Source organism: Albidovulum marisflavi, assembly GCF_025751435.1.
Taxonomy (GTDB): Bacteria; Pseudomonadota; Alphaproteobacteria; order Rhodobacterales; family Rhodobacteraceae; genus Albidovulum; species Albidovulum marisflavi.
The window spans coordinates 1-23,128 of sequence record NZ_JAOWKY010000003.1; the positions used below are offsets into that span (position 1 = coordinate 1).

A 23,128-nucleotide genomic window follows, 5' to 3' on the forward strand; every position below is an offset into this window, starting at 1 on the left:
TGAAGTTCGAGGTCGAGCTGATCGCGCCGATCGCCATGGAAGAGAAGCTCCGCTTCGCCATCCGTGAAGGCGGCCGCACCGTCGGCGCCGGCGTCGTCTCCAAGATCATCGAGTAATCAAGACCGGGTTCGAAGCAGGCCGGGCATGAGGCCCGGTCTGCCTCTCAACCTTAAAAGAAGCCTGCGAGAGGCAAGACAATGACTGGTCAAAACATTCGCATCCGGCTCAAGGCCTTCGATTACCGCGTGCTGGACGCCAGCACCGCGGAAATCGTCAGCACGGCCAAGCGCACGGGCGCACAGGTGCGGGGCCCGATCCCGCTGCCCAACAAGATCGAGAAGTTCACGGTTCTCCGTGGTCCGCACATCGACAAGAAGTCGCGCGACCAGTGGGAGATCCGCACGCACAAGCGCCTTCTCGATATCGTCGATCCGACCCCGCAGACCGTGGACGCGCTGATGAAGCTCGATCTCGCTGCCGGCGTCGACGTCGAAATCAAGGTCTGAGGAGGGCACCAGAAATGTTGCGCTCTGGCGTTATCGCGAAAAAGCTGGGCATGACCCGGCTGTTCATGGAAGACGGCAAGCAGGTTCCTGTGACCGTTCTTCAACTCGACAATCTGCAGGTCGTTGCACAGCGCACGACCGAGAAGGACGGCTACACCGCCGTTCAGCTCGGCGCGGGCTCTGCCAAGGCCAAGCGGACCACGGCTGCGCAACGCGGCCACTTCGCCAAGGCGAACGTGGCACCCAAGCGCAAGATCGCCGAGTTCCGCGTGAGCCCGGAAAACCTGATCGAAGTCGGCGCCGAGATCTCGGCGGCCCACTATGCCGAAGGGCAGTTCGTGGACATCGCCGGCACCTCGATCGGTAAAGGCTTTGCCGGTGTCATGAAGCGTCACAACTTCGGCGGTCTGCGTGCCTCGCACGGCGTGTCAATCTCGCACCGCTCGCACGGCTCCACCGGTCAGTGCCAGGACCCCGGCAAGGTGTTCAAGGGCAAGAAGATGGCCGGTCACCTCGGTGCCGTCCGTGTGACCACGCAGAACATCCAGGTCGTCCGCACCGACGCCGACCGTGGCCTGATCATGGTCAAGGGGTCGGTTCCCGGTTCCAAGGGCGGCTGGGTGACGATCAAGGACGCGGTCAAGAAGCCGCTGCCGAAAGACCTGCCGACGCCGGCCGCGCTGAAAGCCGCCGCGTCCGCTGCTCCGGCCGAAGAAGCGCCCGCTGAAGGGGGTGAAGCATGAAACTCGATGTGATCAAGCTCGACGCCGGCAAGTCCGGATCGATCGATCTCGCGGATGAGATCTTCGGCCTCGAGCCGCGCGCCGACATCCTGCACCGCGTGGTGCGCTGGCAGCGGGCGAAAGCCCAGGCCGGCACGCACTCGGTTCTCGGCAAGTCGGACGTCAGCTACTCGACCAAGAAGATCTATCGCCAGAAAGGCACCGGCGGCGCCCGCCACGGTTCCCGCAAGGCGCCGACCTTCCGTCACGGTGGCACCTACAAGGGCCCGACCCCGCGCAGCCACGCCCACGACCTGCCCAAGAAGTTCCGGGCGCTTGGTCTGAAGCATGCGCTGTCGGCCAAGGCCGGCGCAGGTCAGCTCGTGATCCTCGACTCGCTCGACATGCAGGACGCCAAGACCAAGGTTCTCGCGAAGGCCGCGAAGGAGCTGGGTTGGAAGCGCGTCCTGATCATCGACGGCGCCGACATCAACGAGAACTTCGCCCGCGCTGCCGCGAACATCGAAGGCATCGACGTGCTGCCCTCGATCGGCGCCAACGTCTATGACATCCTCAAGCGTGACACGCTCGTGCTCACGAAGGCGGCTGTCGAAGCACTGGAGGCTCGTCTGAAATGAGCGTGAAGCCTGAACATTACGACGTGATCGTGAAGCCGGTCATCACGGAAAAAGCGACCCTTGCCTCGGAAAACGGGGCGGTGGTCTTCCGTGTGTCGAAAGACGCGACCAAGCCGCAGATCAAGGAAGCGGTCGAGGCCGTCTTCGGTGTCAAGGTCAAGGCGGTGAACACCACCGTGACCAAGGGCAAGACCAAGCGGTTCCGCGGTATCGCGGGCACCCGCTCGGACGTCAAGAAAGCCTATGTGACGCTCGAAGAGGGGAACACTATCGACGTCTCCTCTGGCCTCTGATAGAAGGCCCGCGAATCTCGCGGCCCCGGGCTTCCGGGGCCGTGACATTTTTTGAAGCTGGGGACCTACGGGGCCCTTAAATCGGAACGGACCGACAGGTCCAAAGCAACGGAAGACAGAGAGCATGGCACTCAAGTCGTATAAACCGACGACGCCTGGCCAGCGTGGACTGGTTCTGATCGACCGTTCGGAGCTTTGGAAAGGTCGCCCGGTCAAGTCCCTCACAGAGGGTCTGACCAAGTCGGGCGGCCGGAACAACACCGGACGGGTGACGGCGTGGCACAAGGGCGGTGGGGCGAAGCGCCTTTACCGCATCGTTGATTTCAAGCGCAACAAACTGGACGTCCCCGCGACGGTCGAGCGGATCGAATACGATCCCAACCGGACCGCGTTCATCGCGCTCGTCCGCTACACGGATGGCGAACAGGCCTACATCCTCGCGCCACAGCGCCTGGCCGTGGGTGACAGCGTCATCGCCGGCGCCAAGACCGACGTGAAGCCGGGCAACGCGATGCCGTTTTCGGGCATGCCGATCGGTACGATCGTTCACAACGTCGAGCTGAAGCCCGGCAAGGGTGGCCAGCTGGCGCGCGCCGCGGGCACCTACGCCCAGTTCGTCGGTCGTGACGGCGGTTACGCGCAGATCCGCCTGTCCTCGGGCGAGCTTCGCATGGTCCGCCAGGAATGCATGGCGACCGTTGGCGCGGTGTCGAACCCCGACAACTCGAACCAGAACCTGGGTAAAGCGGGTCGCAAGCGGCACATGGGCGTTCGCCCGACCGTCCGCGGCGTCGCGATGAACCCGATCGATCACCCGCACGGCGGTGGTGAAGGCCGCACCTCGGGTGGCCGTCATCCTGTCACCCCGTGGGGCAAGGGGACGAAGGGCAACAAGACCCGCAAGAACAAGTCGACCGACAAGTTCATCGTCCGCTCGCGCAACGCCAAGAAGGGTCGTTAATCCATGGCACGTTCTGTTTGGAAAGGCCCCTTCGTCGACGCCTATCTGCTGAAGAAAGCAGAAAAGGCGCAGGCTTCGGGCAAATCGGAAGTGATCAAGATCTGGTCGCGCCGCTCCACCATCCTGCCGCAGTTCGTCGGCCTCACCTTTGGGGTCTACAACGGGCAAAAACACATCCCGGTCAACGTGACCGAAGAAATGATCGGCCAGAAGTTCGGTGAATATTCGCCGACGCGGACCTATTACGGTCACGCCGCCGACAAGAAAGCCAAGAGGAAGTAAGCCATGGGTAAGGAAAAGAATCCGCGCCGCGTGGCGGACAACGAGGCCTTCGCCAAGTCGAAGATGCTTCGCACCTCGCCGCAGAAACTGAACCTCGTGGCTGCGCTGATCCGTGGCAAGAAGGTCGAAAAGGCCCTTTCGGACCTGACCTTCTCGAAGAAGCGGATCGCTGGCGACGTGAAGAAGTGCCTGCAATCCGCGATCGCGAACGCCGAGAACAACCACGGTCTCGACGTTGACAGCCTGATCGTCTCGGAAGCCTATGTCGGCAAGAACCTGACCATGAAGCGCGGCCATCCCCGTGCCCGCGGCCGGTTCGGCAAGATCGTGAAACCGTTCAGCGAGCTGACCATCAAGGTGCGGCAAGTCGAGGAGCAAGCGTAATGGGTCAGAAGGTCAATCCGATCGGCATGCGCCTCCAGGTCAACCGCACCTGGGACAGCCGCTGGTACGCCGACAGCAAGGACTACGGCAATCTGCTTCTTGAAGACCTCAAGATGCGCGACTTCATCCATGAAGAGTGCAAGCAGGCCGGAGTCAGCCGCGTGATCATCGAGCGCCCGCACAAGAAGTGCCGGGTGACCGTTCACACCGCCCGCCCGGGCGTGATCATCGGCAAGAAGGGCGCCGACATCGAGACGCTTCGCAAGAAGCTCGCGAACTTCACGTCGTCGGAACTGCACCTCAACATCGTCGAGGTTCGCAAGCCCGAACTGGACGCGATGCTGGTCGCGGAATCGATCGCCCAGCAGCTTGAGCGCCGGGTTTCGTTCCGTCGTGCGATGAAGCGCGCGGTTCAGAACGCGATGCGCATGGGTGCGCTCGGAATTCGGGTCAACGTTGCGGGCCGCCTTGGCGGCGCGGAAATCGCCCGGACCGAATGGTACCGCGAAGGCCGCGTGCCGCTGCATACGCTGCGCGCCGACATCGACTATGCGCTGGCCGAAGCCTCGACCCCGTACGGGATCATCGGTGTGAAGGTCTGGATCTTCAAGGGCGAGATCATGGAACATGATCCCCAGGCCCGTGATCGTCGTATGGCCGAGGCGCAGGACGGACCCGCACCGCGCGGACCCCGTCGTGACCGCGACGCTCGGTAAGGAGTAGATAAGATGCTGCAACCGAAACGGACAAAGTTCCGCAAACAGCACAAGGGCCGGATTCACGGCGAAGCCAAGGGTGGTTTCGAACTGAACTTCGGCGGCTTTGGCCTCAAGGCAACCGAGCCCGAGCGCATCACGGCGCGTCAGATCGAAGCGGCCCGCCGCGCGATCACGCGCCACATGAAGCGTCAGGGCCGGGTCTGGATCCGCGTCTTCCCGGACACCCCGGTTTCGTCGAAACCGACCGAGGTCCGGATGGGTAAGGGCAAGGGCTCCGTCGATTTCTGGGCGGCCAAGGTCAAACCGGGCCGGATCATGTTCGAGATCGACGGCGTGAACGAGGTCATCGCCCGCGAGGCGCTCCGCCTCGGCGCGATGAAGCTCCCGGTCAAGACCCGCGTCATCCAGCGCGAAGACTGGTAAGCCGCGACGGGATGCCCCCGATCCAAGAAATAGGCCCCCGCCGGAAACGGCGGGGGTTTTTCATTCACGATGCGAGACGAAGACACCACTCCCTTAAGCACCAGGAGGGAGACTGGAAGGCAGCGGAAGAATGGGCCGCTGGCATGGGCGAAAGCACATTCTGGGCCCTTCTGGCACATATCGACCGTCAGTTCGGCCAGAAGAGATGAGCCAGACAACCTTTTCCCTTGCCCCCATGCCGGCCCTCCCTTATAGGGACGCATCCTGCGATTCCGGGTGTCCCGGATTCGCTTGTTGTCGTTGACTCCACCGGACACAGGGTCACCCAAACGGGCCCTCTGGTGATGTTGAAAGGAAGAGGCGAATGAACGCCAAAGAACTAACCGGCAAATCGCCGGACCAGCTCCGTGACGAGCTGACCCAACTCAAGAAGGAAGCCTTCAACCTGCGCTTCCAGCAGGCCACCGGCCAGCTTGAGAACACCGCCCGCATGCGTGCCGTCCGCCGTGACGTCGCCCGCATCCAGACGGTCCTGAACGCCAAAGCCGCCGAAGCCGCGAAGTAAGAGGTCCAGATCCATGCCCAAACGCATCCTGCAAGGCGTCGTGACCTCGGACAAGAACGAGCAGACGATCACCGTTCTCGTCGAGCGCCGCTTCAAGCACCCGCTGCTCCAGAAAACCGTTCGTAAGTCCAAGAAGTACCGGGCGCACGACGCGGAGAACAAGTTCAAGATCGGTGACACCGTTCGCATCGAAGAGTGCGCGCCGATCTCGAAGACGAAACGTTGGACGGTTGTGACGGAAGCCTGAGGCTTAACCCCACAACCTCCTGCTGAACGAAACCCTGGGACCCAGGTCCCATAGGTCGGGAGAAACCAAATGATCCAGATGCAGACCAATCTGGATGTCGCTGACAACTCCGGCGCTCGCCGGGTGCAGTGCATCAAGGTTCTGGGTGGTTCCCACCGCCGCTACGCCAGCGTCGGCGACATCATCGTGGTGTCGGTCAAGGAAGCCATCCCGCGCGGTCGCGTGAAGAAAGGTGACGTCCGCAAGGCCGTCGTCGTGCGCACCGCCAAGGAAGTTCGTCGCGAAGATGGCACGTCCATCCGCTTCGACCGCAACGCCGCCGTCATCCTGAACAACCAGGGCGAGCCGGTCGGCACCCGTATCTTCGGGCCGGTCGTCCGCGAGCTGCGCGCGAAGAACTTCATGAAGATCATCTCGCTCGCGCCGGAGGTGCTGTGATGGCTGCGAAACTCCGTAAAGGCGACACCGTCGTCGTCCTTGCCGGCAAGGACAAGGGCAAGCAGGGCGAAATTCAGTCCGTCGATCCCAAGGCCAACAAGGCCGTGGTCGAGGGCGTGAACGTCGCGATCCGCCACACCCGCCAGACGCAGACCAGCCAGGGCGGCCGCCAGCCGAAGGCAATGCCGATCGACCTGTCGAACCTCGCGCTCATGGACAAGAACGGCAAGGCCACCCGCGTCGGCTTCCGTGAGGAAGACGGCAAGAAGGTGCGCTTCGCCAAGACCACCGGGGAGGCGATCTGATGCTTGACGCTCAAACCTATACCCCGCGCCTCAAGGCGCTTTACAAGGGGACGATCCGCGCCGCTCTGAAGGAGGAATTCTCCTACAAGAACGACATGCAGATCCCGAAGCTCGACAAGATCGTGCTGAACATGGGCGTCGGCGAAGCGGTCAAGGACACCAAGAAGGTGAAGAACGCGGCTGAAGAGCTGTCGCTCATCGCCGGTCAGAAGGCCGTCGTCACGAAGGCCAAGAAGTCGATCGCCGGCTTCCGCGTTCGTGAGGAAATGCCCCTTGGCACCAAGGTCACGCTTCGCGGCGACCGGATGTTCGAATTCCTCGACCGCCTGATCAACGTGGCGCTTCCGCGCGTCCGCGACTTCCGCGGCGTCAAGGGCTCCTCGTTCGACGGCCGTGGCAACTACGCGATGGGCCTGAAGGAACATATCGTGTTCCCCGAGATCGACTTCGACAAAGTCGACGAAGTTCTCGGCATGGACATCATCATCTGCACCACCGCGGCGACCGACGCGGAAGCGAAGGCACTGTTGAAGCACTTCAACATGCCCTTCAACAGCTGATCGCGGAGGAACGACGAATGGCAAAGAAATCCATGGTGAACCGCGAGGTCAAGCGCGCGAAGCTGGTGAAGCAGTACGCTTCCAAGCGCGCCGCACTCAAGGCGGTGATCGAAGACCAGTCCCGGCCGATGGAAGAGCGCTTCAAGGCGACTCTCAAACTGGCCGAACTGCCCCGCAACTCGTCGGCGACCCGGCTGCACAACCGCTGCCAGCTCACGGGCCGTCCGCACGCCTATTATCGCAAGCTCAAGCTCTCCCGTATCATGCTGCGCGACCTGGCCTCGATGGGCCAGATCCCCGGCATGGTAAAGTCGAGCTGGTAAGGAGGTCAGGATCATGTCGATGAACGATCCTCTCGGCGATATGCTGACCCGCATCCGGAACGCCCAGATGCGCGGCAAATCCACCGTTCGCACCCCGGCCTCCAAGCTGCGCGCTTGGGTTCTGGACGTGCTGAAGACCGAAGGCTACATCCGTGGCTACGAAGCTGTCACCGCCGTTGGCGGCCAGCCCGAGCTCGAGATCAGCCTGAAGTACTTCGAAGGCACCCCGGTTATCCGGGAGCTGAAGCGCGTTTCCAAGCCGGGCCGCCGCGTCTATGCCAGCGTGAAGGAGATCCCCTCCGTCCGCAACGGCCTGGGCGTATCCATCGTCTCCACGCCGAAGGGCGTGATGTCGGACGCAGCTGCACGGACTGCCAACGTTGGCGGCGAAGTGCTCTGCACCGTATTCTAAGGAGGGTTCGATGTCTCGTATTGGCAAGAAACCCGTCGCGGTTCCGGCCGGCGTCACCACCAACATCTCGGGCCAGAAGGTCGAGGTGAAGGGGCCGAAAGGCGCGCTGTCGTTCACCGCGACCGACGACGTGACCATCACGCTCGCCGACGGCGCCGTCACGGTCCAGCCGCGCGGCACCTCGAAGCGTGCGCGTCAGCAGTGGGGGATGTCCCGCTCGATGATCGAGAACCTGATGACCGGTGTCACCACCGGCTTCAAGAAGGAACTCGAGATCCAGGGCGTCGGCTACCGCGCTGCGATGCAGGGCAATGTTCTGAAGCTGTCGCTCGGCTACAGCCACGAAGTGAATTTCGAAGTGCCGCAGGGCGTGACCGTCACGACCCCGAAGCAGACCGAAATCGTGGTCGAGGGCATCGACGCCCAGCAGGTCGGTCAGGTCGCCGCGAACATCCGCGAATGGCGCGGTCCGGAGCCCTACAAGGGCAAGGGCATCCGCTACAAGGGCGAGTTCATCTTCCGCAAGGAAGGCAAGAAGAAGTAAGGACGCGAGAAATGGCAAACAGCAAACGGGAACTGTTCCTCAAGCGCCGCCTGCGCGTCCGGAACAAACTGCGGTCGATGGCCGACGGGCGTGCGCGCCTTTCGGTTCATCGTTCGAACAAGAACATCAGCGTTCAGCTGATCGACGACGTCAACGGTGTGACGCTCGCCTCGGCCTCCAGCCTCGAAAAGGATCTGGGCGTCGTCGGCAAGAACAACATCGAAGCGGCGAAGAAGATCGGTGCGGCGATTGCCGAGCGCGCCAAGAAAGCCGGTGTCGAAGAGTGCTACTTCGACCGCGGCGGCTTCCTGTTCCACGGGAAGATCAAGGCGCTTGCCGACGCGGCCCGCGAAGGTGGTCTGAAGTTCTGATCCAGGCGGGTGGCGTTCTGGGAAACAGGCGCGCCACCCCGATGATCCGGGTCCCCGATCCGTTCGGGGGCACCAGGATTGGCCCAACGGCGCTCTACCGCGCCACCATGCAAGGAATGCCTTATGGCAGAGAGAGAAAACCGCCGGGAGCGTCGCGAAGACCGTCGCGAGCGCGAGGAAACCCCGGAATTCGCCGATCGTCTCGTCGCGATCAACCGTGTGTCGAAAACGGTGAAGGGCGGCAAGCGCTTCGGTTTCGCAGCGCTCGTGGTGGTCGGTGACCAGCGCGGTCGCGTGGGCTTCGGCAAGGGCAAGGCCAAGGAAGTGCCGGAAGCAATCCGCAAGGCGACCGAACAGGCCAAGCGTTCGATGGTTCGCGTCCCGCTGCGCGACGGCCGCACGCTGCACCACGACATCGAAGGCCGCCACGGCGCCGGCAAGGTCGTGATGCGGACCGCCGTTCCGGGTACCGGGATCATCGCGGGCGGCCCGATGCGCGCCGTCTTCGAGATGCTGGGCGTTCAGGACGTCGTCGCCAAGTCGCTGGGTTCGCAGAACCCCTACAACATGATCCGCGCCACGATGGACGGTCTGAAGAAGGAAGCCAGCCCCCGCCTGGTCGCGCAGCGTCGCGGCAAGAAAGTGGCCGACATCCTGAAGAAGTCCGAGCCGGAAGCGGCCGAAGCGTAAGGAGCCTCTGACATGGCCAAGAAAACCATCGTCGTGAAGCAGATCGCTTCGCCCGCCCGTCGCCCGGACATCCAGCGCCAGACGCTGATCGGCCTCGGTCTGAACAAGATGCACAAGACCCGTGAACTTGAAGACACGCCCGCGGTCCGCGGCATGGTCAACAAGATCCCGCACCTGGTGCAGATCATCGAAGAGCGCGGCTAAGCGCCTTCAATCGATAGCGAAGCGCCCCGAGATAAATCTCGGGGCGTTTTCGTTTTGATCAACAAAGCCGAGGCATCGGTGGGTTTGTGTGCGGGAATCCCGGCCTCAGTTGCGGCATAAGAAAGATGGGCGTAGCCTTGATCCGGCTGTCGCCGTGCCTGCCTGCAACGGGCGCGGAGACCCATGAGGCCGCTTTCGGCAAGCGGCGCAAGTGCGGAGTGCTGGTGTGTTCGGGTTAGACAAAGTCCTCGGTCGCCTCGCGCGCGTCGATGCGGGCGAAGCGAAGATTTTTTGTATCGGCTTCAACAAGACGGGCACGACGTCACTTCACACGTTCTTCGGTCGCCTTGGCCTTTCGAGCGTCCACGACATCGTCTGGCCGATTGAATCCCATCGTAGCGAAGGGCGTGAGCATTTCGTCGAAGCCACCTGCTACACCGATGGGGAGAACGCCTCTTTCCAGAACCTTGAGATGTGGTTTCCCAAGGCGGTTTTCATCTTGAATACACGGGATGAAAAGCGATGGCTGCGCTCGCGTATCAAACATGCGATGCGCTTCGGTGTCCCGACGGGCGAGCCAGGCTGTACAGTGCTTGCCCAACTTGGACAGATGGGGCACGAATTTTTCGCCTGCCCCGAAATGGCGCTGGTGTCCTGGGTCGCGCAGAGACGTGTGTATGAGGCCGCGGCGCGTCAGCACTTTTCGGGGAAGCCGAATTTCCTGGAGCTGCGTGTCACCGAGGATCCGGACTGGCCGGCCAAATTGGAGAGCTTTCTGACCGCGAACCATGTGCCGCATCGCTCCAAGTTGCCGAAGGACGCCCCCGATACCAACAAGCGCGCGAGCAGTGAGGTCCCCGATCAGCAGGAACTGGCTGAGTACCTCGCGCTGGCGGATGAGGTGTTGAGGCGCATCGACGCGCTCGGAGCCGGAACGCGGGGCGCCACGCGGGAGTATTGCATGGCGTAGTCCGTCCCGCCGGCAAGCAGCCGAGGTCGCGCATCGCACTTTCGAATCATGGGGGGCATGGTAGCCTGAGGCCGCGTATGCAGGTGCGCAGGTTGCACCGCCGCTCTGGAGGGAGGTTCCATGGCACATAAGTACGAGGGCGGTTGCGCCCATGTTCACACGCACTCAGACCACGACCCGATCGACAACCATGAATGTCACTGCAACGTGTGCAAGTCGGTGACCGGGCAGCATACGACGCATGTCGCCTTCTTCAACCACGGCGACCTGAAGGTCGACCATCCCGAGAAGCTGAAGCGCGTGCCCTTCAACGCGACGAACCCGGACGGACCGCTTGAAATCTGCCTTTGCACAGAATGTGGGGGCGTCGTCATGCTGGATGACAAGCAGAAGCGCATCCGCGTCGCGGTGCCGAATATCATGGGCTATGATGCGTCGTTTCCGGCAGCGACCTACCACGCGTTCTGGGATGAAACCAAGGGCTACGACAAGCCCGACGATGGCCGCCCGGTCCACGCAGGCCTGCGCCCGGATTTCGTCTGGCCCTCGCCATCCTGAACCCGCGGCTCTCGGGACACCGGGCAGGAGGGCGGTGACTGCCGCCCTCTTGATCCTTTGGGGCCATGGGTCTATACGCCCCCGGTGGCCCAAGAGGCCCGATTCACGAGAACCAAGAAACGCCGTGTCCCTCCCGCATCGCTTCGGGGAGGTGCTCCGGCAAGGAGAAGCGACATGAAACTGCACGAACTCCGCGACAATCCCGGCGCGGCCAAGAAATCCAAGCGCGTTGCGCGTGGTCCCGGTTCCGGCAAGGGCAAGACTGCCGGCCGTGGTATCAAGGGTCAGAAATCCCGCTCGGGCGTTGCCATCGGCGGTTATGAAGGCGGCCAGATGCCGCTTTACCGGCGCCTGCCGAAGCGCGGCTTCAGCAAGCCGAACGCCAAGAAATTCGCGGTCGTGAACCTGGGCGTGATCCAGAAATTCGTCGAGGCCGGCAAGCTCGACGCCAAGACCGACATCACCGAAGACGTGCTGGTCGCGGCCGGTGTCGTCCGCCGCAAGCTTGACGGCGTCCGCGTTCTGGCAAAGGGCGATTTCTCGTCCAAGCTGAACATCGTCGTCACCGGCGCCTCGAAGGCAGCGGTGGACGCGGTGGCCAAGGCCGGCGGCGCGCTGACCGTCGCAACCGCGTCGGCGGCTGAATAAGCGGTTGTCGGCGGCGTGCGCGCCGCTTACATAGGCTTCAGTTTTCCAAGCGCCGCCGACCGGAAAACGGTTTGGCGGCGCTCTGCATGAAAGAGACTGCGAATGGCATCTGCTGCAGAGCAAATGGCTGCGAACCTCTCGTGGGGCGCACTCGGCAAGGCGACCGATCTTCGCCAGCGCATATTCTTCACGATCGGGCTTCTGATCGTCTACCGGCTGGGCACCTACATCCCGGTTCCCGGAATCGACGCAGATGCGCTGCGGAAATTCATGGAGGGCGCCTCTCAGGGCATCGGAGGCATGCTGCAGATGTTCACAGGCGGCGCACTTGGCCGCATGGGGATCTTCGCGCTTGGCATCATGCCCTACATCTCGGCCTCGATCATCGTTCAGCTGTTGGCCTCCATGGTTCCCGCGCTGGAGCAGTTGAAGAAGGAAGGCGAGCAGGGCCGCAAGAAGATCAACCAGTACACCCGCTACGGCACCGTGGCGCTGGCCACCTTCCAGGCCTTCGGTCTTGCCAAGAGCCTTGAGGCCGGCGACCTGGCCCACGATCCCGGCCTGTTCTTCGAAGCCGCCTGCGTGATCACGCTGGTCGGCGGTACGATGTTCCTGATGTGGCTGGGTGAACAGATCACCTCGCGCGGGGTCGGCAATGGCATTTCGCTGATCATCTTCGTCGGCATCGTCGCCAACATCCCCGAGGCGCTCGCACAGTTCCTGAGCCAGGGTCGCACCGGCAACATCTCGATCGCCCTGATCCTGGGCGTGTTCCTGATGGTGGTCGCCGTGATTACCTTCGTCGTCTTCATGGAACGCGCGCTGCGCAAGATCCACATCCAGTACCCGCGTCGCCAGGTCGGCATGAAGGTCTACGACGGACAATCGAGCCACCTGCCGATCAAGGTGAACCCCGCGGGCGTGATCCCTGCCATCTTCGCATCGTCGCTGCTGCTGCTGCCGACGACGATCTCGACCTTCTCGGGTTCGCAGACCGGACCGATCATGTCGACGATCCTGGCCTTCTTCGGTCCGGGACAGCCACTGTACCTTGCCTTCTTCACCGCGATGATCGTCTTCTTCGCCTACTTCTACACCGCGAACGTCTCGTTCAAATCCGATGACGTCGCCGAGAACCTGAAGAACCAGGGTGGCTTCGTTCCCGGCATCCGTCCGGGCAAGAAGACCGAAGAATATTTCGACTACGTCGTCAGCCGCATCCTGGTTGTGGGTTCGGGCTACCTCGCGCTTGTCTGCCTTCTGCCTGAAATCCTGCGCTCACAGCTTGCGATCCCGTTCTACTTCGGCGGGACCTCGGTTCTGATCGTGGTGTCGGTGACGATGGACACGATCAACCAGATCCAGTCGCATCTTCTGGCCCACCAGTACGAAGGCCTGATCGAAAAGTCGCAGCTTCGCGGCCGCAAGCGCAACGGCGCGAAGAAAGCGCCGACGCGCCGGTAAGGGGGATCCATGACCAATATCATCCTTCTGGGACCGCCGGGGGCGGGCAAGGGAACTCAGGCCCGCCGTCTGGTCGAAGGGCGCGGCATGGTGCAGCTGTCCACCGGCGACATGCTGCGCGAGGCGCGCACCAGCGGGACCGAGATGGGCAAGCGCGTCGCGGATATCATGGACCGGGGCGAGCTGGTGACCGATGAGATCGTCATCGGCCTGATCGAAGAAAAGCTGAACGGCGAAAACGGCGGCGGCTTCATCTTCGACGGCTTCCCGCGCACGCTGGCGCAGGCCGACGCGCTTGGCGCGCTGCTTGACCGTCACGGCATGAAGCTTGATGCCGTGATCGAGATGCAGGTCGATGACGCGGCGCTTGTTTCCCGCATCACCGCGCGGTCGACCTGCGCGAACTGCGGCGAGGTCTACAACGACGCGACCAAGCCCATTCCCGCCGACGGTGTCTGCACGAACTGCGGCGAAAAGGCCGAGTTCAAGCGCCGCGCCGACGACAACGAGGACAGCCTCAAGCAGCGTCTCATGGAATACTACAAGAAGACGTCCCCGCTGATCGGCTACTATTATGCCAAGGGCAAGCTGCGTACCGTGGACGGCTTGGCCGAGATTGACGCCGTTGCCCGGTCCATCGCGCAGGCGCTTGACTGACCATCCTCTCTTGACGGGCCGAACGAAACCCTCTAGGTCACGGCGTCCCGCAAGGGAATCGCATTGATTTTCTGGCCTTTCAACGGTCCGAATCAATGCGCACGAAACCGGTCCGACGCGTTGCGCCGGGCCATGTTGTGAAAAAAGGTTCTGGCAGCACGGAACCGCAACGAAAGGAAGAAACGCGTGGCACGTATCGCTGGCGTCAACATCCCGACGGGGAAACGCGTCCCCATCGCCCTTCAGTACATCCACGGCATCGGTGCCGACGTCGCGCGCAAGATCTGCGAAGCGGTGAAGATCGACGAAACCCGCCGTGTGAACGATCTTTCCGACGCCGAAGTGCTCGCCATCCGCGAACATATCGACGCGAACTACACGGTTGAAGGCGACCTTCGCCGTGAAGTTCAGATGAACATCAAGCGCCTGATGGATCTCGGTTGCTACCGCGGCCTGCGTCACCGCAAGAACCTGCCGGTTCGCGGTCAGCGCACCCACACCAACGCCCGCACCCGCAAGGGCCCGGCGAAACCGATCGCCGGCAAGAAGAAGTAAGGGGAGGGTTCAGATATGGCACGTGACAAGACCCGCATGAAGCGCAAGGAGCGCAAGAACATCGCCGCTGGTGTGGCGCATGTGAACTCCTCCTTCAACAACACCAAGATCCTGATTTCGGACGTCCAGGGCAACGCGATTGCCTGGTCTTCTGCCGGCACCATGGGCTTCAAGGGTTCGCGCAAGTCGACGCCCTACGCCGCCCAGATGGCCGCCGAAGACGCAGGCCGCAAGGCTCAGGAACACGGCGTGAAGACGCTCGAAGTTGAAGTTCAGGGCCCCGGTTCGGGCCGCGAGTCGGCGCTGCGCGCGCTGGCCGCCGTCGGCTTCAACATCACGTCCATCCGCGACGTGACGCCGATCGCGCACAATGGATGCCGTCCGCCGAAGCGTCGGCGCGTCTGACAAGATTTAGTGGCGGCCGGGGCCGGGCGAAACGCCCGGCCCCGGTCCGCTTTCGTGTTTTTCCTCGGGCGTTCCCGAAAATCGGACATGGTTCGGGAACAGGTATGGAGGCAAACCTCATGATCCACAAGAATTGGGACGAGCTGATCAAGCCGGCACAGCTTGACGTGCGGCCGGGCAATGATCCGCAGCGCCAGGCGACACTGGTCGCCGAACCGCTGGAACGTGGCTTCGGCCTGACGCTGGGCAACGCGCTGCGCCGCGTTCTGCTTTCGTCGCTGCAAGGCGCGGCGATCACCTCGGTTCAGATCGACAACGTCCTGCACGAGTTCTCCTCGATCGCCGGCGTCCGCGAGGACGTGACGGACGTCGTGCTGAACCTCAAGGGCGTCAGCCTGAAGATGGAAGTCGAAGGGCCGAAGCGCCTGACGATCTCCGCGAAGGGTCCCGGCATCGTCACCGCCGGTGACATCTCGGAATCGAATGGGATCGAGGTCCTGAACAAGGATCACGTGATCTGCCACCTTGACGACGGTGCGGACCTGTTCATGGAACTGACGGTCGAGACCGGCAAGGGCTATGTCGCCGCCGACAAGAACCGCCCCGAAGATGCGCCCATCGGTCTGATCCCGATCGACGCGATCTATTCGCCGGTCAAGAAGGTCAGCTACGAAGTCCAGCCCACCCGCGAGGGCCAGGTGCTTGACTACGACAAGCTGACGATGAAGGTCGAAACCGACGGTTCGCTGACGCCGGAAGACGCCGTGGCCTATGCCGCGCGCATCCTTCAGGACCAGCTGGGCATCTTCGTCAACTTCGAAGAGCCGGAATCGGCCCAGAAGGGCGCCGAGGACGACGGGCTGGAATTCAACCCGCTGCTTCTCAAGAAGGTGGACGAGTTGGAGCTTTCGGTCCGTTCGGCCAACTGCCTCAAGAACGACAACATCGTCTACATCGGCGATCTCATCCAGAAGACCGAAGCAGAGATGCTGCGCACGCCGAACTTCGGCCGCAAGTCGCTGAACGAGATCAAGGAAGTGCTGTCGGGCATGGGCCTGCACCTTGGCATGGAAGTCGAGGACTGGCCGCCAGAGAACATCGAGGACCTCGCCAAGCGGTTCGAAGACCAGTTCTGATTGACGATTGCGGGGGGCGTCGTGTAGACGGCCCCCGGAAATGCCCGCGCTGGCGGGGAATATCCGGGCGAAAGCCCCAAGGAGAGCGGAGCGAGGACCACGCCCGCCGGACAAAGCAAAACGCGATAGGAGATTGAAATGCGTCACGCTCGCGGCTACCGCCGTCTGAACCGTACTCATGAGCACCGCAAGGCGCTCTGGGCCAACATGGCCGGTTCGCTCATCGAACACGAACAGATCAAGACCACCCTTCCGAAGGCGAAGGAACTGCGTCCGATCGTTGAAAAGCTGATCACGCTTGCCAAGCGCGGTGATCTGCATGCCCGGCGTCAGGCAGCGGCGCAGCTCAAGCAGGATTCGCACGTCGCGCGCCTGTTCGAGATCCTCGGCCCGCGCTACAAGGACCGCCAGGGCGGCTACATCCGCATCATGAAAGCGGGCTTCCGCTATGGTGACATGGCCCCGATGGCGATCATCGAATTCGTTGACCGCGACACCAGCGCCAAGGGCGCGGCCGACAAGGCGCGCGTTGCCGCCGAAGAAGCCGTCGAGGATTGATTTCCGGCTGATGCCCCGGCCGTGCTTCGCCGTGGCCGGTGATTGAATAGTGAACCCCCGCGGTGATTTCCCCGCGGGGGTTTCGCGTTTGGCCCCATTCCCGAACAGTCGTGGCGCGCGCATCGCGCCTTGCTGGGCTCTGCTCTATTACTGCGCGCAAAAGAGGCAGAGCCGTGCCGCAGTCTCACGACGACTTCACTCTTTCGAAAGGACAAGCGAAAGCGGTTGACCCAAGGGAAGGGGACTTGTCTAAAAAGACATGTCTGCGAGTTGAAGGGGGTCCGCCATGCCGTTGCGGTCCGGCATAGAGTTGCAGCTTCACGAACTGTCCCTGATGTCGCCATTGGGCTACTCGGTGGCGCTGCACTTCCGGGCCGCGCTGCCGTTGCTTCTCCACCAGACTTATCCGGCGGATTGGGTCGCGCGCTACAACGAAGACTCTTTCGGGCTTCGGGATCCTTTGTTCGCCTGGGGCTATGGCACGATCGGCACCGCGCGCTGGAGCGAGATCCAGATGCCCGATCCGTTCGACATCCTGGGACAGGCACGGGACTTCGGCCTGATCTACGGTCTTGTGGTGTCTTGCGGGCCGGTCTCGTCCAGGACGGTCGCCTCGGCCAGCCGATCGGACCGGGAATTCTCGGATGCCGAGATCGAGTCATTCGCGCGCTTGATTCACACCCTGCACGACATGATTGAGCCGCCGACCAAGCTGACCAAGGCGCAAGCCGACGCGCTGCGGCTGATCGCCGAGGGGCATCGCTATGTGGCTGCGGCCGCCAAGCTCAACATTTCGGAAAGTGCGCTCAAGGCCCGTCTGAATTCTGCGCGGCAATCTCTTCTGGCGCGGACGACCGCCGAGGCTGTGCAGCGCGCGCGCGATTACCGGCTGATCTGAGATGTGCAAGGATCGGACACAATCACGCGCCCGCTGTCGCCGCGCGACCATGATCCGGCTGGGCACGGCCCGGGCCAGCCGAAGCGGCCTTCCGCTTGGTCGTGCGGCGAAGTAATCTGCGCCAATGGCCGATCTTTTCGACACAGCCGAGAAACCCCAGGACCGCCCCGGCGCACGGCCTTTGGCCGACCGTTTGCGGCCGCGGACGCTTGGCGAAGTCATAGGCCAGGAAAGGGTCCTTGGCCCCGATGGCCCGCTGGGCGCGATGCTGGGGGCGAAAAGCCTGTCGTCCCTGATCCTCTGGGGGCCGCCAGGGGTGGGCAAGACGACGATCGCGCGCCTGCTTGCCGACGCGACCGAGCTTGCATTCGTGCAGATCAGCGCAATCTTCACCGGCGTCCCCGAGTTGCGAAAGGTGTTCGAGGCGGCGCGCCTGCGTCACGGCCAGGGCCGCGGCACGCTGCTTTTCGTCGATGAGATCCACCGCTTCAACAAGGCGCAGCAGGACAGTTTCCTGCCGCATATGGAGGACGGTACGATCCTTCTTGTTGGGGCGACCACCGAAAACCCGTCGTTCGAGCTGAACGCCGCCTTGCTGAGCCGCGCCCAGGTCATCGTGCTTGAGCGCTTGTCGCTGACCGATCTGGAACGGCTTGTCCAGCGCGCGGAAATTGAACTGGGCCGTGCGCTTCCGCTGAAGGCCCCGGCGCGCGAGGCGCTGCTGGAAATGGCCGACGGGGACGGCCGCGCGCTTCTCAACCTCGTGGAACAGGTCGCGGCATGGAAGACGGCGCAGCCCCTGACGGCCGAGGCCCTGGCGCAGCGGCTGATGCGGCGCGCGACCAAGTACGACAAGTCGGGCGACGAGCATTACAACCTGATCTCGGCGCTGCACAAATCGGTCCGCGGCTCTGATCCGGACGCGGCGCTTTACTGGTACGCGCGGATGCTGGAAGGCGGAGAGGATCCGCGCTTTCTGGCGCGGCGCATCACCCGAATGGCGGTCGAGGATATCGGCCTTGCCGATCCGCAGGCACAGACCGTCTGTCTTCATGCCTGGGAAACATACGAGCGCCTGGGTAGCCCCGAAGGTGAACTGGCGCTGGCGCAGGCGGTCACCTATCTGGCGCTGGCCCCCAAGTCCAACGCAGGCTATGTCGCCTACAAGGCCGCCCGCGATGCGGCGCGACGCACCGGTTCGGAACCTCCGCCCAAACATATCCTGAACGCACCCACCCGGCTGATGCAGGATCAAGGATATGGCGCGGGCTACGCCTATGACCACGATGCGGAAGACGGCTTTTCCGGGCAGAACTACTTTCCCGGAACCATGCGCCGGCCCGTCTTTTACCAGCCGGTCGAGCGGGGCTACGAACGCGAATTGAAGAAGCGGGTGGAATGGTTCGCGAAGCTTCGGGACAAGCGGAATGGCTAGCGTTCGGCGCGGTTGGGTGGCCAAGCCGCCCAGGCCGCAACGAACCCGCGGCAATACCCCTTGCAGGTTGACATTGGCGCGGCCCGGCCACAGGAAGGCGGCATGATCCAGACCCTGATACAGGTCGCCCTTGGCGGCGCAATCGGCGCCTCGGCGCGCTACATGACGAATGTCGCCGCGATGCGGCTTGTTGGCCCGGGATTCCCCTGGGGAACCGTCGCCGTGAATGTTGTCGGCTCCTTTCTCATGGGCGCCATCGTCGTCATTCTGGCCCACAAGGACGCGACGCGGCTGGCGCCGTTCCTGATGACGGGCGTGCTGGGCGGCTATACGACGTTTTCCGCGTTTTCGCTTGACGCACTGACGATCTGGGAACGCGGTCAGACCATGATTTCAGTGGCCTACGTGGCAGCCTCCGTCGTCCTGTCGCTTGCGGCGATCGTCGCGGGCATGTCCGCAACACGGTGGGCATTCGCATGAGCGTGCAGATCCTGACTGTATCCGAAGACGAAGGCGAAAGCCGCCTGGACCGCTGGCTCAAGCGCCGCTTCCCCCATGTCACGCAAGGCGCGATCGAAAAGATGTGCCGCACGGGCCAGCTTCGGGTGGATGGCGGACGGGTCAAGGCCTCGACCAGGGTCGCTCCGGGCGCCGAGGTTCGGGTGCCGCCCTTGCCGCAGCCCGGCGCGCCGGTCGAACAGGTCCAGACCCCGGGTCTGCCAGAGGCAGACGTGCGCATGATCCAGGCGGCCGTGCTGTGGAAGGACGAACACATCATCGCGCTGAACAAGCCCCCGGGCCTGCCCTCGCAGGGCGGGTCGGGGCAGGGGCACCGCCATGTCGACGGTCTGACCGAGGCATTGAAGTTCGGCTACAAGGACCGCCCCAAGCTGGTCCACCGGCTGGACAAGGACACATCTGGCGTTCTTCTGATCGCGCGGACCGACCGCATTGCCAGGGCCTTGTCCGAGGCGTTCCGGTCGCGCACCACGCGCAAGATCTATTGGGCCGCGGTTGCGGGTGTGCCAAGCCCCCGTATGGGTACGATCCGCTTCGGCCTGGTGAAGGCCCCCGGTCACGGACGCGGCGGCGAGGGTGAAAAGATGATCGCCGTGCATCCCTCGAAGATCGATGAGACCGAAGGAGCAAAGCGCGCGACCACCGACTACGCCGTGATCGATGCGCTGGGGTCCCGGGCGGCTTGGGTGGCCTTGGTGCCGGTCACGGGCCGGACGCACCAATTGCGTGCGCACATGGCCGAGATCGGCCACCCGATCGCTGGCGATGGGAAATACGGCGGTTCGGGTCAGGAAAACCTGGGCGATGGCTGGGGCGCGCAGCTTGGCGGCGAGATCAGCCGAAAGCTGCATTTGCACGCCCGCTCGATCAGTTTCGACCATCCGATCACAGGCAAGCGCATCACGCTGACAGCGCCGCTGCCCGATCACATGAAACGGACGTGGAAAACGGTGGGCTGGGCCGAGGCCGACGCCCCGGCCGACCCGTTCGAGGATCAGGCATGAGCCCTGCCAGGCTCGTGGTCTTCGATGTCGACGGCACGCTGGTCGACAGTCAGGATCACATCGTCGCCGCGATGGCCCAAGCCTTTGCCGCAGTCGATCTGCCGCTGCCGCCCCGGCACCAGGTGCTGTCGATCGTCGGACTGTCGCTGGTCGAGGCGGTAACGGTGCTGTTGCCGCAGGCGACGCCAGCCGCGCGCGGCGCCGCAGTCGATGCCTACAAGTCGGCATTCGGCCAGTTGCGCGCAGGCCACCTGTCGCCGCTCTTTCCGGGCACGCTTGCCGCGCTTGACGCGCTTTGCACCCGCGACAAGGTGTTTCTTGGCATCGCGACGGGCAAGTCGCGCCGCGGTCTGACGCATGTTCTGGACGCCCATGGCCTGTCCGACCGGTTCGCGACCAGCCAGGTCGCGGACGATCATCCCTCGAAGCCGAACCCGTCGATGCTTTTGGCAGCGCTTGCCGAAACCGGCGTCGATCCGGCAGACGCGGTGATGCTGGGCGACACGACCTACGACGTCGAGATGGCGCGCGCGGCAGGAATGCCCGCGATCGGTGTCGGGTGGGGATACCACAAGCCGGACGCGCTTCTGGCGGCTGGAGCCTGCCGGGTGATCGATGGCTTCGAGGCGCTGAACCCCGCGCTTGACGATCTTTGGAGGCTGACATGAGCAGTTGGACCGCGAAAAGGTTTTGGACCGAGGCGACCGCCCGCCAGACCGAGGGTGGCTGGAGTGTCTGGTTGGATTCGCGCCAGGTGAAAACCCCGGCAAAGGCGCCGCTGGTCGTGCCCTGCGAGGCGCTGGCTTGCGCGATCGCGGCCGAGTGGCAGGACCAGGAAGGTGTGATCGACCCCCTGTCGATGCCGATGACGCGCGCGGCTAACGCGGCGATCGACAAGGTCGCGGTGCAGTTCGACGAGGTCGCCGGCCTGATCGCGGCCTACGGCGCCTCTGACCTGCTGTGCTACCGGGCCGAGGGGCCAGAGGCGCTTGCCAAGCGGCAGGCCGCAAGCTGGGATCCGCTTCTGGACTGGGCGACAGAGCATCTTGGCGCCCCCCTGCTCAGGACCCGCGGCGTCGTGCCAGTCGAGCAGCCGCAGGACAGCGTCCAGGCGCTTTCGGACGCGGTTCATCGGCTTTCGGCCTTCGAACTGACCGCGCTGCACGATTTCGTCGGGATATCGGGGTCGCTGGTGATCGGGCTGGCAGTCCTGCATGGCCGACTGACACCCGAAGAGGCTCTGGCAGTGAGTCGAATCGACGAAAACTGGCAGATCGAGCAGTGGGGTACGGACGAAGAGGCCGCGGAGGCCGCCGAAAAGCGGGCCCAGGCTTTCATGTCTGCGCATAATTTCCTTAAACTGATCGCCTCTCCCGCTTGAAGGATGTTTCCCGCGCACCTCCAAAGCGCCGGATCCCGGGTCAAAAACAGGCGCTAAGCTTGACGTGGCGGCGCTTTCACAGGAACGCGGCTTGACGGCGGTATGGGAATATTCTCAAACTTGGGCCGATGAGATCAACATCTCAGCAAAACGACCAAGCCGTAAGGCTGTAACAGAACCGCCCGCAGAGGGTGGATATTCAGGAAGAGGTAAGCATGAAGAAATCCGTTTTTCTCGGCACGCTGGCAGCGTCCGCGTTGCTGGCCGGTTTCGCATCGGCTGGTACGCTTGATGACGTGAAGGCCCGTGGCGAGCTCATCTGCGGCGTGAACGTGGGTCTGACCGGCTTTGGCGCCCCCGACGCCAGCGGCAATTACCAGGGCTTTGACGTGGCGATCTGCAAGGCTGTCGCCGCGGCCGTCCTTGGCGATCCGGCAAAGGTCAAGTATGTGCCGACCACGGGCGAGACGCGCTTCACGGCGCTGTCCTCGGGCGAGGTCGACATGCTGGCACGGAACTCCACCTGGACGTTCTCGCGCGACAACGATCTGAAGCTCGACTTCGTCGCGGTGAACTACTACGACGGCCAGGGCTTCATGGTGCACAAGGACCTTGGTGTTTCCTCGGCCAAGGAACTGGACGGCGCCACGATCTGCATCCAGACCGGTACGACGACCGAGTTGAACCTTGCCGACTTCTTCAAGGCGAACAACATCAGCTACACCCCGGTGACCGTGGCCGACGACTCGGAGGCTCAGCGCCAGTATCTGGCCGGCGCCTGTGATTCGTTCACGACCGACGCGTCGGGTCTTGCGGCGGTGCGCGCGACGATGCCGGATGCCGAAAACCATGTCATCCTGCCCGAGATCATCTCGAAGGAGCCGCTTGGGCCGGCCGTGCGCCATGGCGACAACAACTGGGGCGACGTCGTGCGCTGGAGCTTCTACGCGCTGGTCGCGGCAGAGGAAAAGGGCATCACCCAGGCCAATATCGAAGAAGTGGCTGCATCCACGCAGGACCCGGAAGTCAAGCGGATGCTTGGCCTCGAGGGTGATCTGGGCGCGATGATGGGCCTCGACAAGGACTGGGCCAAGCGCGCCATCGCCGCCAGCGGCAACTACGGCGAGATCTTCGCCGCCACCATCGGCGAGTCGACCTCGATCGGGCTCGCGCGCGGTCTGAACGCGCTCTACACGCAGGGCGGACTCCAGTACGCTCCGCCGTTCCGCTGATCGTCCCAAAGACGGGGCGCGCCGCAAGGCGCGCCCTTTTTCGTCAAGCGAAAAGAACGATTGGTCCAGCCGGGGCGACAGAACCCCGCGGACCGGAGCCCGGACCTGAAACCGGGCCATC

37 protein-coding genes are annotated in these 23,128 nt (G+C 63.3%); all 37 read left to right on the plus strand.

Features of this window, described 5'->3' with window-relative positions; genetic code table 11:
• The coding region (locus OEW28_RS11775; RefSeq protein ID WP_263735356.1) for an EF-Tu C-terminal domain-related protein at positions 1 to 116 on the plus strand (116 nt) is incomplete at its 5' end.
• Between the two features lie 81 nt (positions 117 to 197).
• Entirely contained in the window at positions 198 to 506 is a 309-nt protein-coding gene (rpsJ, locus tag OEW28_RS11780) for a 30S ribosomal protein S10 (protein WP_263734977.1), read from the plus strand.
• 17 nt (positions 507 to 523) lie between these two features.
• A complete protein-coding gene (gene rplC / locus OEW28_RS11785; protein ID WP_263735358.1) occupies positions 524 to 1,249 on the plus strand; it encodes a 50S ribosomal protein L3 in 726 nt (241 codons plus the stop codon).
• Complete coding sequence (gene rplD, locus OEW28_RS11790) at positions 1,246 to 1,866, plus strand: 50S ribosomal protein L4 (protein WP_263734978.1); 621 nt, start codon at positions 1,246 to 1,248, stop codon at positions 1,864 to 1,866. Before rplC ends, rplD begins: the two co-directional genes overlap by 4 nt.
• Positions 1,863 to 2,159, plus strand: a complete 297-nt coding sequence (locus tag OEW28_RS11795) for a 50S ribosomal protein L23 (RefSeq protein ID WP_263734979.1) — start codon at positions 1,863 to 1,865, stop codon at positions 2,157 to 2,159. Before rplD ends, OEW28_RS11795 begins: the two co-directional genes overlap by 4 nt.
• Before the next feature lie 124 nt (positions 2,160 to 2,283).
• Positions 2,284 to 3,120, plus strand: coding sequence for a 50S ribosomal protein L2 (gene rplB, locus OEW28_RS11800; protein WP_263734980.1), 837 nt, complete (start codon positions 2,284 to 2,286; stop codon positions 3,118 to 3,120).
• Between the two features lie 3 nt (positions 3,121 to 3,123).
• The gene (gene rpsS / locus OEW28_RS11805; protein ID WP_263734981.1) at positions 3,124 to 3,402 is read left to right on the plus strand and encodes a 30S ribosomal protein S19; all 279 of its coding nucleotides are present in this window, start codon (positions 3,124 to 3,126) and stop codon (positions 3,400 to 3,402) included.
• Between the two features lie 3 nt (positions 3,403 to 3,405).
• Positions 3,406 to 3,786 (plus strand): 50S ribosomal protein L22, encoded by a 381-nt coding sequence (gene rplV / locus OEW28_RS11810; protein WP_263734982.1) that lies wholly within the window; start codon positions 3,406 to 3,408, stop codon positions 3,784 to 3,786.
• Positions 3,786 to 4,502, plus strand: a complete 717-nt coding sequence (rpsC, locus tag OEW28_RS11815) for a 30S ribosomal protein S3 (protein ID WP_263734983.1) — start codon at positions 3,786 to 3,788, stop codon at positions 4,500 to 4,502. The genes rplV and rpsC overlap by 1 nt, the downstream gene beginning before the upstream one ends.
• A 12-nt stretch (positions 4,503 to 4,514) precedes the next feature.
• On the plus strand, positions 4,515 to 4,928 hold the full coding sequence (rplP, locus tag OEW28_RS11820; protein WP_263722763.1) for a 50S ribosomal protein L16: 414 nt from the start codon (positions 4,515 to 4,517) through the stop codon (positions 4,926 to 4,928).
• Between the two features lie 364 nt (positions 4,929 to 5,292).
• Entirely contained in the window at positions 5,293 to 5,493 is a 201-nt protein-coding gene (gene rpmC / locus OEW28_RS11825) for a 50S ribosomal protein L29 (RefSeq protein ID WP_263722460.1), read from the plus strand.
• 13 nt (positions 5,494 to 5,506) lie between these two features.
• A complete protein-coding gene (gene rpsQ, locus OEW28_RS11830; protein ID WP_263722461.1) occupies positions 5,507 to 5,740 on the plus strand; it encodes a 30S ribosomal protein S17 in 234 nt (77 codons plus the stop codon).
• Between the two features lie 69 nt (positions 5,741 to 5,809).
• Complete coding sequence (gene rplN, locus OEW28_RS11835; RefSeq protein ID WP_035714274.1) at positions 5,810 to 6,178, plus strand: 50S ribosomal protein L14; 369 nt, start codon at positions 5,810 to 5,812, stop codon at positions 6,176 to 6,178.
• Positions 6,178 to 6,483, plus strand: coding sequence for a 50S ribosomal protein L24 (gene rplX / locus OEW28_RS11840; protein WP_263722462.1), 306 nt, complete (start codon positions 6,178 to 6,180; stop codon positions 6,481 to 6,483). Before rplN ends, rplX begins: the two co-directional genes overlap by 1 nt.
• Entirely contained in the window at positions 6,483 to 7,043 is a 561-nt protein-coding gene (rplE, locus tag OEW28_RS11845) for a 50S ribosomal protein L5 (protein ID WP_263734984.1), read from the plus strand. The genes rplX and rplE overlap by 1 nt, the downstream gene beginning before the upstream one ends.
• 17 nt (positions 7,044 to 7,060) lie before the next feature.
• Positions 7,061 to 7,366 (plus strand): 30S ribosomal protein S14, encoded by a 306-nt coding sequence (rpsN, locus tag OEW28_RS11850; RefSeq protein WP_263734985.1) that lies wholly within the window; start codon positions 7,061 to 7,063, stop codon positions 7,364 to 7,366.
• A gap of 13 nt (positions 7,367 to 7,379) precedes the next feature.
• Positions 7,380 to 7,778, plus strand: coding sequence for a 30S ribosomal protein S8 (gene rpsH, locus OEW28_RS11855; RefSeq protein ID WP_263734986.1), 399 nt, complete (start codon positions 7,380 to 7,382; stop codon positions 7,776 to 7,778).
• 10 nt (positions 7,779 to 7,788) lie between these two features.
• Positions 7,789 to 8,322 carry a 50S ribosomal protein L6 gene (gene rplF, locus OEW28_RS11860; protein WP_263734987.1) on the plus strand — a complete coding sequence of 178 codons (534 nt, stop codon included), beginning with the start codon at positions 7,789 to 7,791 and terminating at the stop codon, positions 8,320 to 8,322.
• A gap of 11 nt (positions 8,323 to 8,333) precedes the next feature.
• Positions 8,334 to 8,693, plus strand: a complete 360-nt coding sequence (gene rplR / locus OEW28_RS11865; protein WP_263734988.1) for a 50S ribosomal protein L18 — start codon at positions 8,334 to 8,336, stop codon at positions 8,691 to 8,693.
• Between the two features lie 123 nt (positions 8,694 to 8,816).
• The gene (rpsE, locus tag OEW28_RS11870) at positions 8,817 to 9,383 is read left to right on the plus strand and encodes a 30S ribosomal protein S5 (protein ID WP_263734989.1); all 567 of its coding nucleotides are present in this window, start codon (positions 8,817 to 8,819) and stop codon (positions 9,381 to 9,383) included.
• A gap of 12 nt (positions 9,384 to 9,395) precedes the next feature.
• On the plus strand, positions 9,396 to 9,587 hold the full coding sequence (gene rpmD, locus OEW28_RS11875) for a 50S ribosomal protein L30 (RefSeq protein ID WP_263734990.1): 192 nt from the start codon (positions 9,396 to 9,398) through the stop codon (positions 9,585 to 9,587).
• 226 nt (positions 9,588 to 9,813) lie between these two features.
• Complete coding sequence (locus OEW28_RS11880; RefSeq protein WP_263734991.1) at positions 9,814 to 10,557, plus strand: sulfotransferase; 744 nt, start codon at positions 9,814 to 9,816, stop codon at positions 10,555 to 10,557.
• 120 nt (positions 10,558 to 10,677) lie between these two features.
• On the plus strand, positions 10,678 to 11,115 hold the full coding sequence (locus OEW28_RS11885) for a GFA family protein (RefSeq protein WP_263734992.1): 438 nt from the start codon (positions 10,678 to 10,680) through the stop codon (positions 11,113 to 11,115).
• A 174-nt stretch (positions 11,116 to 11,289) separates the two neighbouring features.
• On the plus strand, positions 11,290 to 11,763 hold the full coding sequence (gene rplO, locus OEW28_RS11890; protein WP_263734994.1) for a 50S ribosomal protein L15: 474 nt from the start codon (positions 11,290 to 11,292) through the stop codon (positions 11,761 to 11,763).
• A gap of 102 nt (positions 11,764 to 11,865) precedes the next feature.
• The gene (gene secY, locus OEW28_RS11895; RefSeq protein ID WP_263734995.1) at positions 11,866 to 13,227 is read left to right on the plus strand and encodes a preprotein translocase subunit SecY; all 1,362 of its coding nucleotides are present in this window, start codon (positions 11,866 to 11,868) and stop codon (positions 13,225 to 13,227) included.
• A gap of 9 nt (positions 13,228 to 13,236) precedes the next feature.
• Positions 13,237 to 13,884 (plus strand): adenylate kinase, encoded by a 648-nt coding sequence (locus OEW28_RS11900; RefSeq protein WP_263734996.1) that lies wholly within the window; start codon positions 13,237 to 13,239, stop codon positions 13,882 to 13,884.
• 186 nt (positions 13,885 to 14,070) lie between these two features.
• A complete protein-coding gene (rpsM, locus tag OEW28_RS11905) occupies positions 14,071 to 14,439 on the plus strand; it encodes a 30S ribosomal protein S13 (protein WP_263734997.1) in 369 nt (122 codons plus the stop codon).
• A gap of 15 nt (positions 14,440 to 14,454) precedes the next feature.
• Positions 14,455 to 14,844, plus strand: a complete 390-nt coding sequence (rpsK, locus tag OEW28_RS11910) for a 30S ribosomal protein S11 (protein ID WP_263722475.1) — start codon at positions 14,455 to 14,457, stop codon at positions 14,842 to 14,844.
• A gap of 119 nt (positions 14,845 to 14,963) precedes the next feature.
• On the plus strand, positions 14,964 to 15,980 hold the full coding sequence (locus OEW28_RS11915; protein ID WP_263734998.1) for a DNA-directed RNA polymerase subunit alpha: 1,017 nt from the start codon (positions 14,964 to 14,966) through the stop codon (positions 15,978 to 15,980).
• Between the two features lie 138 nt (positions 15,981 to 16,118).
• Positions 16,119 to 16,538, plus strand: coding sequence for a 50S ribosomal protein L17 (gene rplQ / locus OEW28_RS11920; protein WP_263734999.1), 420 nt, complete (start codon positions 16,119 to 16,121; stop codon positions 16,536 to 16,538).
• Positions 16,539 to 16,824: 286 nt separating this feature from the next.
• Positions 16,825 to 17,436, plus strand: coding sequence for an autoinducer binding domain-containing protein (locus tag OEW28_RS11925; protein WP_263735000.1), 612 nt, complete (start codon positions 16,825 to 16,827; stop codon positions 17,434 to 17,436).
• Positions 17,437 to 17,560: 124 nt separating this feature from the next.
• Entirely contained in the window at positions 17,561 to 18,871 is a 1,311-nt protein-coding gene (locus tag OEW28_RS11930) for a replication-associated recombination protein A (RefSeq protein ID WP_263735001.1), read from the plus strand.
• A gap of 102 nt (positions 18,872 to 18,973) precedes the next feature.
• Complete coding sequence (gene crcB, locus OEW28_RS11935) at positions 18,974 to 19,351, plus strand: fluoride efflux transporter CrcB (protein WP_263735002.1); 378 nt, start codon at positions 18,974 to 18,976, stop codon at positions 19,349 to 19,351.
• Positions 19,348 to 20,394, plus strand: coding sequence for an RluA family pseudouridine synthase (locus OEW28_RS11940; RefSeq protein ID WP_263735003.1), 1,047 nt, complete (start codon positions 19,348 to 19,350; stop codon positions 20,392 to 20,394). Before crcB ends, OEW28_RS11940 begins: the two co-directional genes overlap by 4 nt.
• Positions 20,391 to 21,062, plus strand: a complete 672-nt coding sequence (locus tag OEW28_RS11945; RefSeq protein WP_263735004.1) for an HAD-IA family hydrolase — start codon at positions 20,391 to 20,393, stop codon at positions 21,060 to 21,062. Before OEW28_RS11940 ends, OEW28_RS11945 begins: the two co-directional genes overlap by 4 nt.
• Positions 21,059 to 21,775: an ATP12 family chaperone protein gene (locus OEW28_RS11950; RefSeq protein WP_263735005.1), complete on the plus strand. Its 717-nt coding sequence runs from the start codon at positions 21,059 to 21,061 to the stop codon at positions 21,773 to 21,775. The genes OEW28_RS11945 and OEW28_RS11950 overlap by 4 nt, the downstream gene beginning before the upstream one ends.
• Before the next feature lie 215 nt (positions 21,776 to 21,990).
• On the plus strand, positions 21,991 to 23,007 hold the full coding sequence (locus OEW28_RS11955; RefSeq protein ID WP_263735006.1) for an amino acid ABC transporter substrate-binding protein: 1,017 nt from the start codon (positions 21,991 to 21,993) through the stop codon (positions 23,005 to 23,007).
• The last annotated feature ends 121 nt before the right edge of the window (positions 23,008 to 23,128 follow it).

Coding starts and splice junctions, on each gene's coding strand:
- rpsJ (WP_263734977.1), top strand. CDS start 198: ATGACTGGTCAAAACATTCGCATCCGGCTCAAGGCCTTCGATTACCGC.
- rplD (WP_263734978.1), top strand. CDS start 1,246: ATGAAACTCGATGTGATCAAGCTCGACGCCGGCAAGTCCGGATCGATC.
- OEW28_RS11795 (WP_263734979.1), top strand. CDS start 1,863: ATGAGCGTGAAGCCTGAACATTACGACGTGATCGTGAAGCCGGTCATC.
- rplB (WP_263734980.1), top strand. CDS start 2,284: ATGGCACTCAAGTCGTATAAACCGACGACGCCTGGCCAGCGTGGACTG.
- rpsS (WP_263734981.1), top strand. CDS start 3,124: ATGGCACGTTCTGTTTGGAAAGGCCCCTTCGTCGACGCCTATCTGCTG.
- rplV (WP_263734982.1), top strand. CDS start 3,406: ATGGGTAAGGAAAAGAATCCGCGCCGCGTGGCGGACAACGAGGCCTTC.
- rpsC (WP_263734983.1), top strand. CDS start 3,786: ATGGGTCAGAAGGTCAATCCGATCGGCATGCGCCTCCAGGTCAACCGC.
- rplP (WP_263722763.1), top strand. CDS start 4,515: ATGCTGCAACCGAAACGGACAAAGTTCCGCAAACAGCACAAGGGCCGG.
- rpmC (WP_263722460.1), top strand. CDS start 5,293: ATGAACGCCAAAGAACTAACCGGCAAATCGCCGGACCAGCTCCGTGAC.
- rpsQ (WP_263722461.1), top strand. CDS start 5,507: ATGCCCAAACGCATCCTGCAAGGCGTCGTGACCTCGGACAAGAACGAG.
- rplN (WP_035714274.1), top strand. CDS start 5,810: ATGATCCAGATGCAGACCAATCTGGATGTCGCTGACAACTCCGGCGCT.
- rplX (WP_263722462.1), top strand. CDS start 6,178: ATGGCTGCGAAACTCCGTAAAGGCGACACCGTCGTCGTCCTTGCCGGC.
- rplE (WP_263734984.1), top strand. CDS start 6,483: ATGCTTGACGCTCAAACCTATACCCCGCGCCTCAAGGCGCTTTACAAG.
- rpsN (WP_263734985.1), top strand. CDS start 7,061: ATGGCAAAGAAATCCATGGTGAACCGCGAGGTCAAGCGCGCGAAGCTG.
- rpsH (WP_263734986.1), top strand. CDS start 7,380: ATGTCGATGAACGATCCTCTCGGCGATATGCTGACCCGCATCCGGAAC.
- rplF (WP_263734987.1), top strand. CDS start 7,789: ATGTCTCGTATTGGCAAGAAACCCGTCGCGGTTCCGGCCGGCGTCACC.
- rplR (WP_263734988.1), top strand. CDS start 8,334: ATGGCAAACAGCAAACGGGAACTGTTCCTCAAGCGCCGCCTGCGCGTC.
- rpsE (WP_263734989.1), top strand. CDS start 8,817: ATGGCAGAGAGAGAAAACCGCCGGGAGCGTCGCGAAGACCGTCGCGAG.
- rpmD (WP_263734990.1), top strand. CDS start 9,396: ATGGCCAAGAAAACCATCGTCGTGAAGCAGATCGCTTCGCCCGCCCGT.
- OEW28_RS11885 (WP_263734992.1), top strand. CDS start 10,678: ATGGCACATAAGTACGAGGGCGGTTGCGCCCATGTTCACACGCACTCA.
- rplO (WP_263734994.1), top strand. CDS start 11,290: ATGAAACTGCACGAACTCCGCGACAATCCCGGCGCGGCCAAGAAATCC.
- secY (WP_263734995.1), top strand. CDS start 11,866: ATGGCATCTGCTGCAGAGCAAATGGCTGCGAACCTCTCGTGGGGCGCA.
- OEW28_RS11900 (WP_263734996.1), top strand. CDS start 13,237: ATGACCAATATCATCCTTCTGGGACCGCCGGGGGCGGGCAAGGGAACT.
- rpsK (WP_263722475.1), top strand. CDS start 14,455: ATGGCACGTGACAAGACCCGCATGAAGCGCAAGGAGCGCAAGAACATC.
- OEW28_RS11915 (WP_263734998.1), top strand. CDS start 14,964: ATGATCCACAAGAATTGGGACGAGCTGATCAAGCCGGCACAGCTTGAC.
- rplQ (WP_263734999.1), top strand. CDS start 16,119: ATGCGTCACGCTCGCGGCTACCGCCGTCTGAACCGTACTCATGAGCAC.
- OEW28_RS11925 (WP_263735000.1), top strand. CDS start 16,825: ATGCCGTTGCGGTCCGGCATAGAGTTGCAGCTTCACGAACTGTCCCTG.
- OEW28_RS11930 (WP_263735001.1), top strand. CDS start 17,561: ATGGCCGATCTTTTCGACACAGCCGAGAAACCCCAGGACCGCCCCGGC.
- crcB (WP_263735002.1), top strand. CDS start 18,974: ATGATCCAGACCCTGATACAGGTCGCCCTTGGCGGCGCAATCGGCGCC.
- OEW28_RS11940 (WP_263735003.1), top strand. CDS start 19,348: ATGAGCGTGCAGATCCTGACTGTATCCGAAGACGAAGGCGAAAGCCGC.
- OEW28_RS11945 (WP_263735004.1), top strand. CDS start 20,391: ATGAGCCCTGCCAGGCTCGTGGTCTTCGATGTCGACGGCACGCTGGTC.
- OEW28_RS11950 (WP_263735005.1), top strand. CDS start 21,059: ATGAGCAGTTGGACCGCGAAAAGGTTTTGGACCGAGGCGACCGCCCGC.
- OEW28_RS11955 (WP_263735006.1), top strand. CDS start 21,991: ATGAAGAAATCCGTTTTTCTCGGCACGCTGGCAGCGTCCGCGTTGCTG.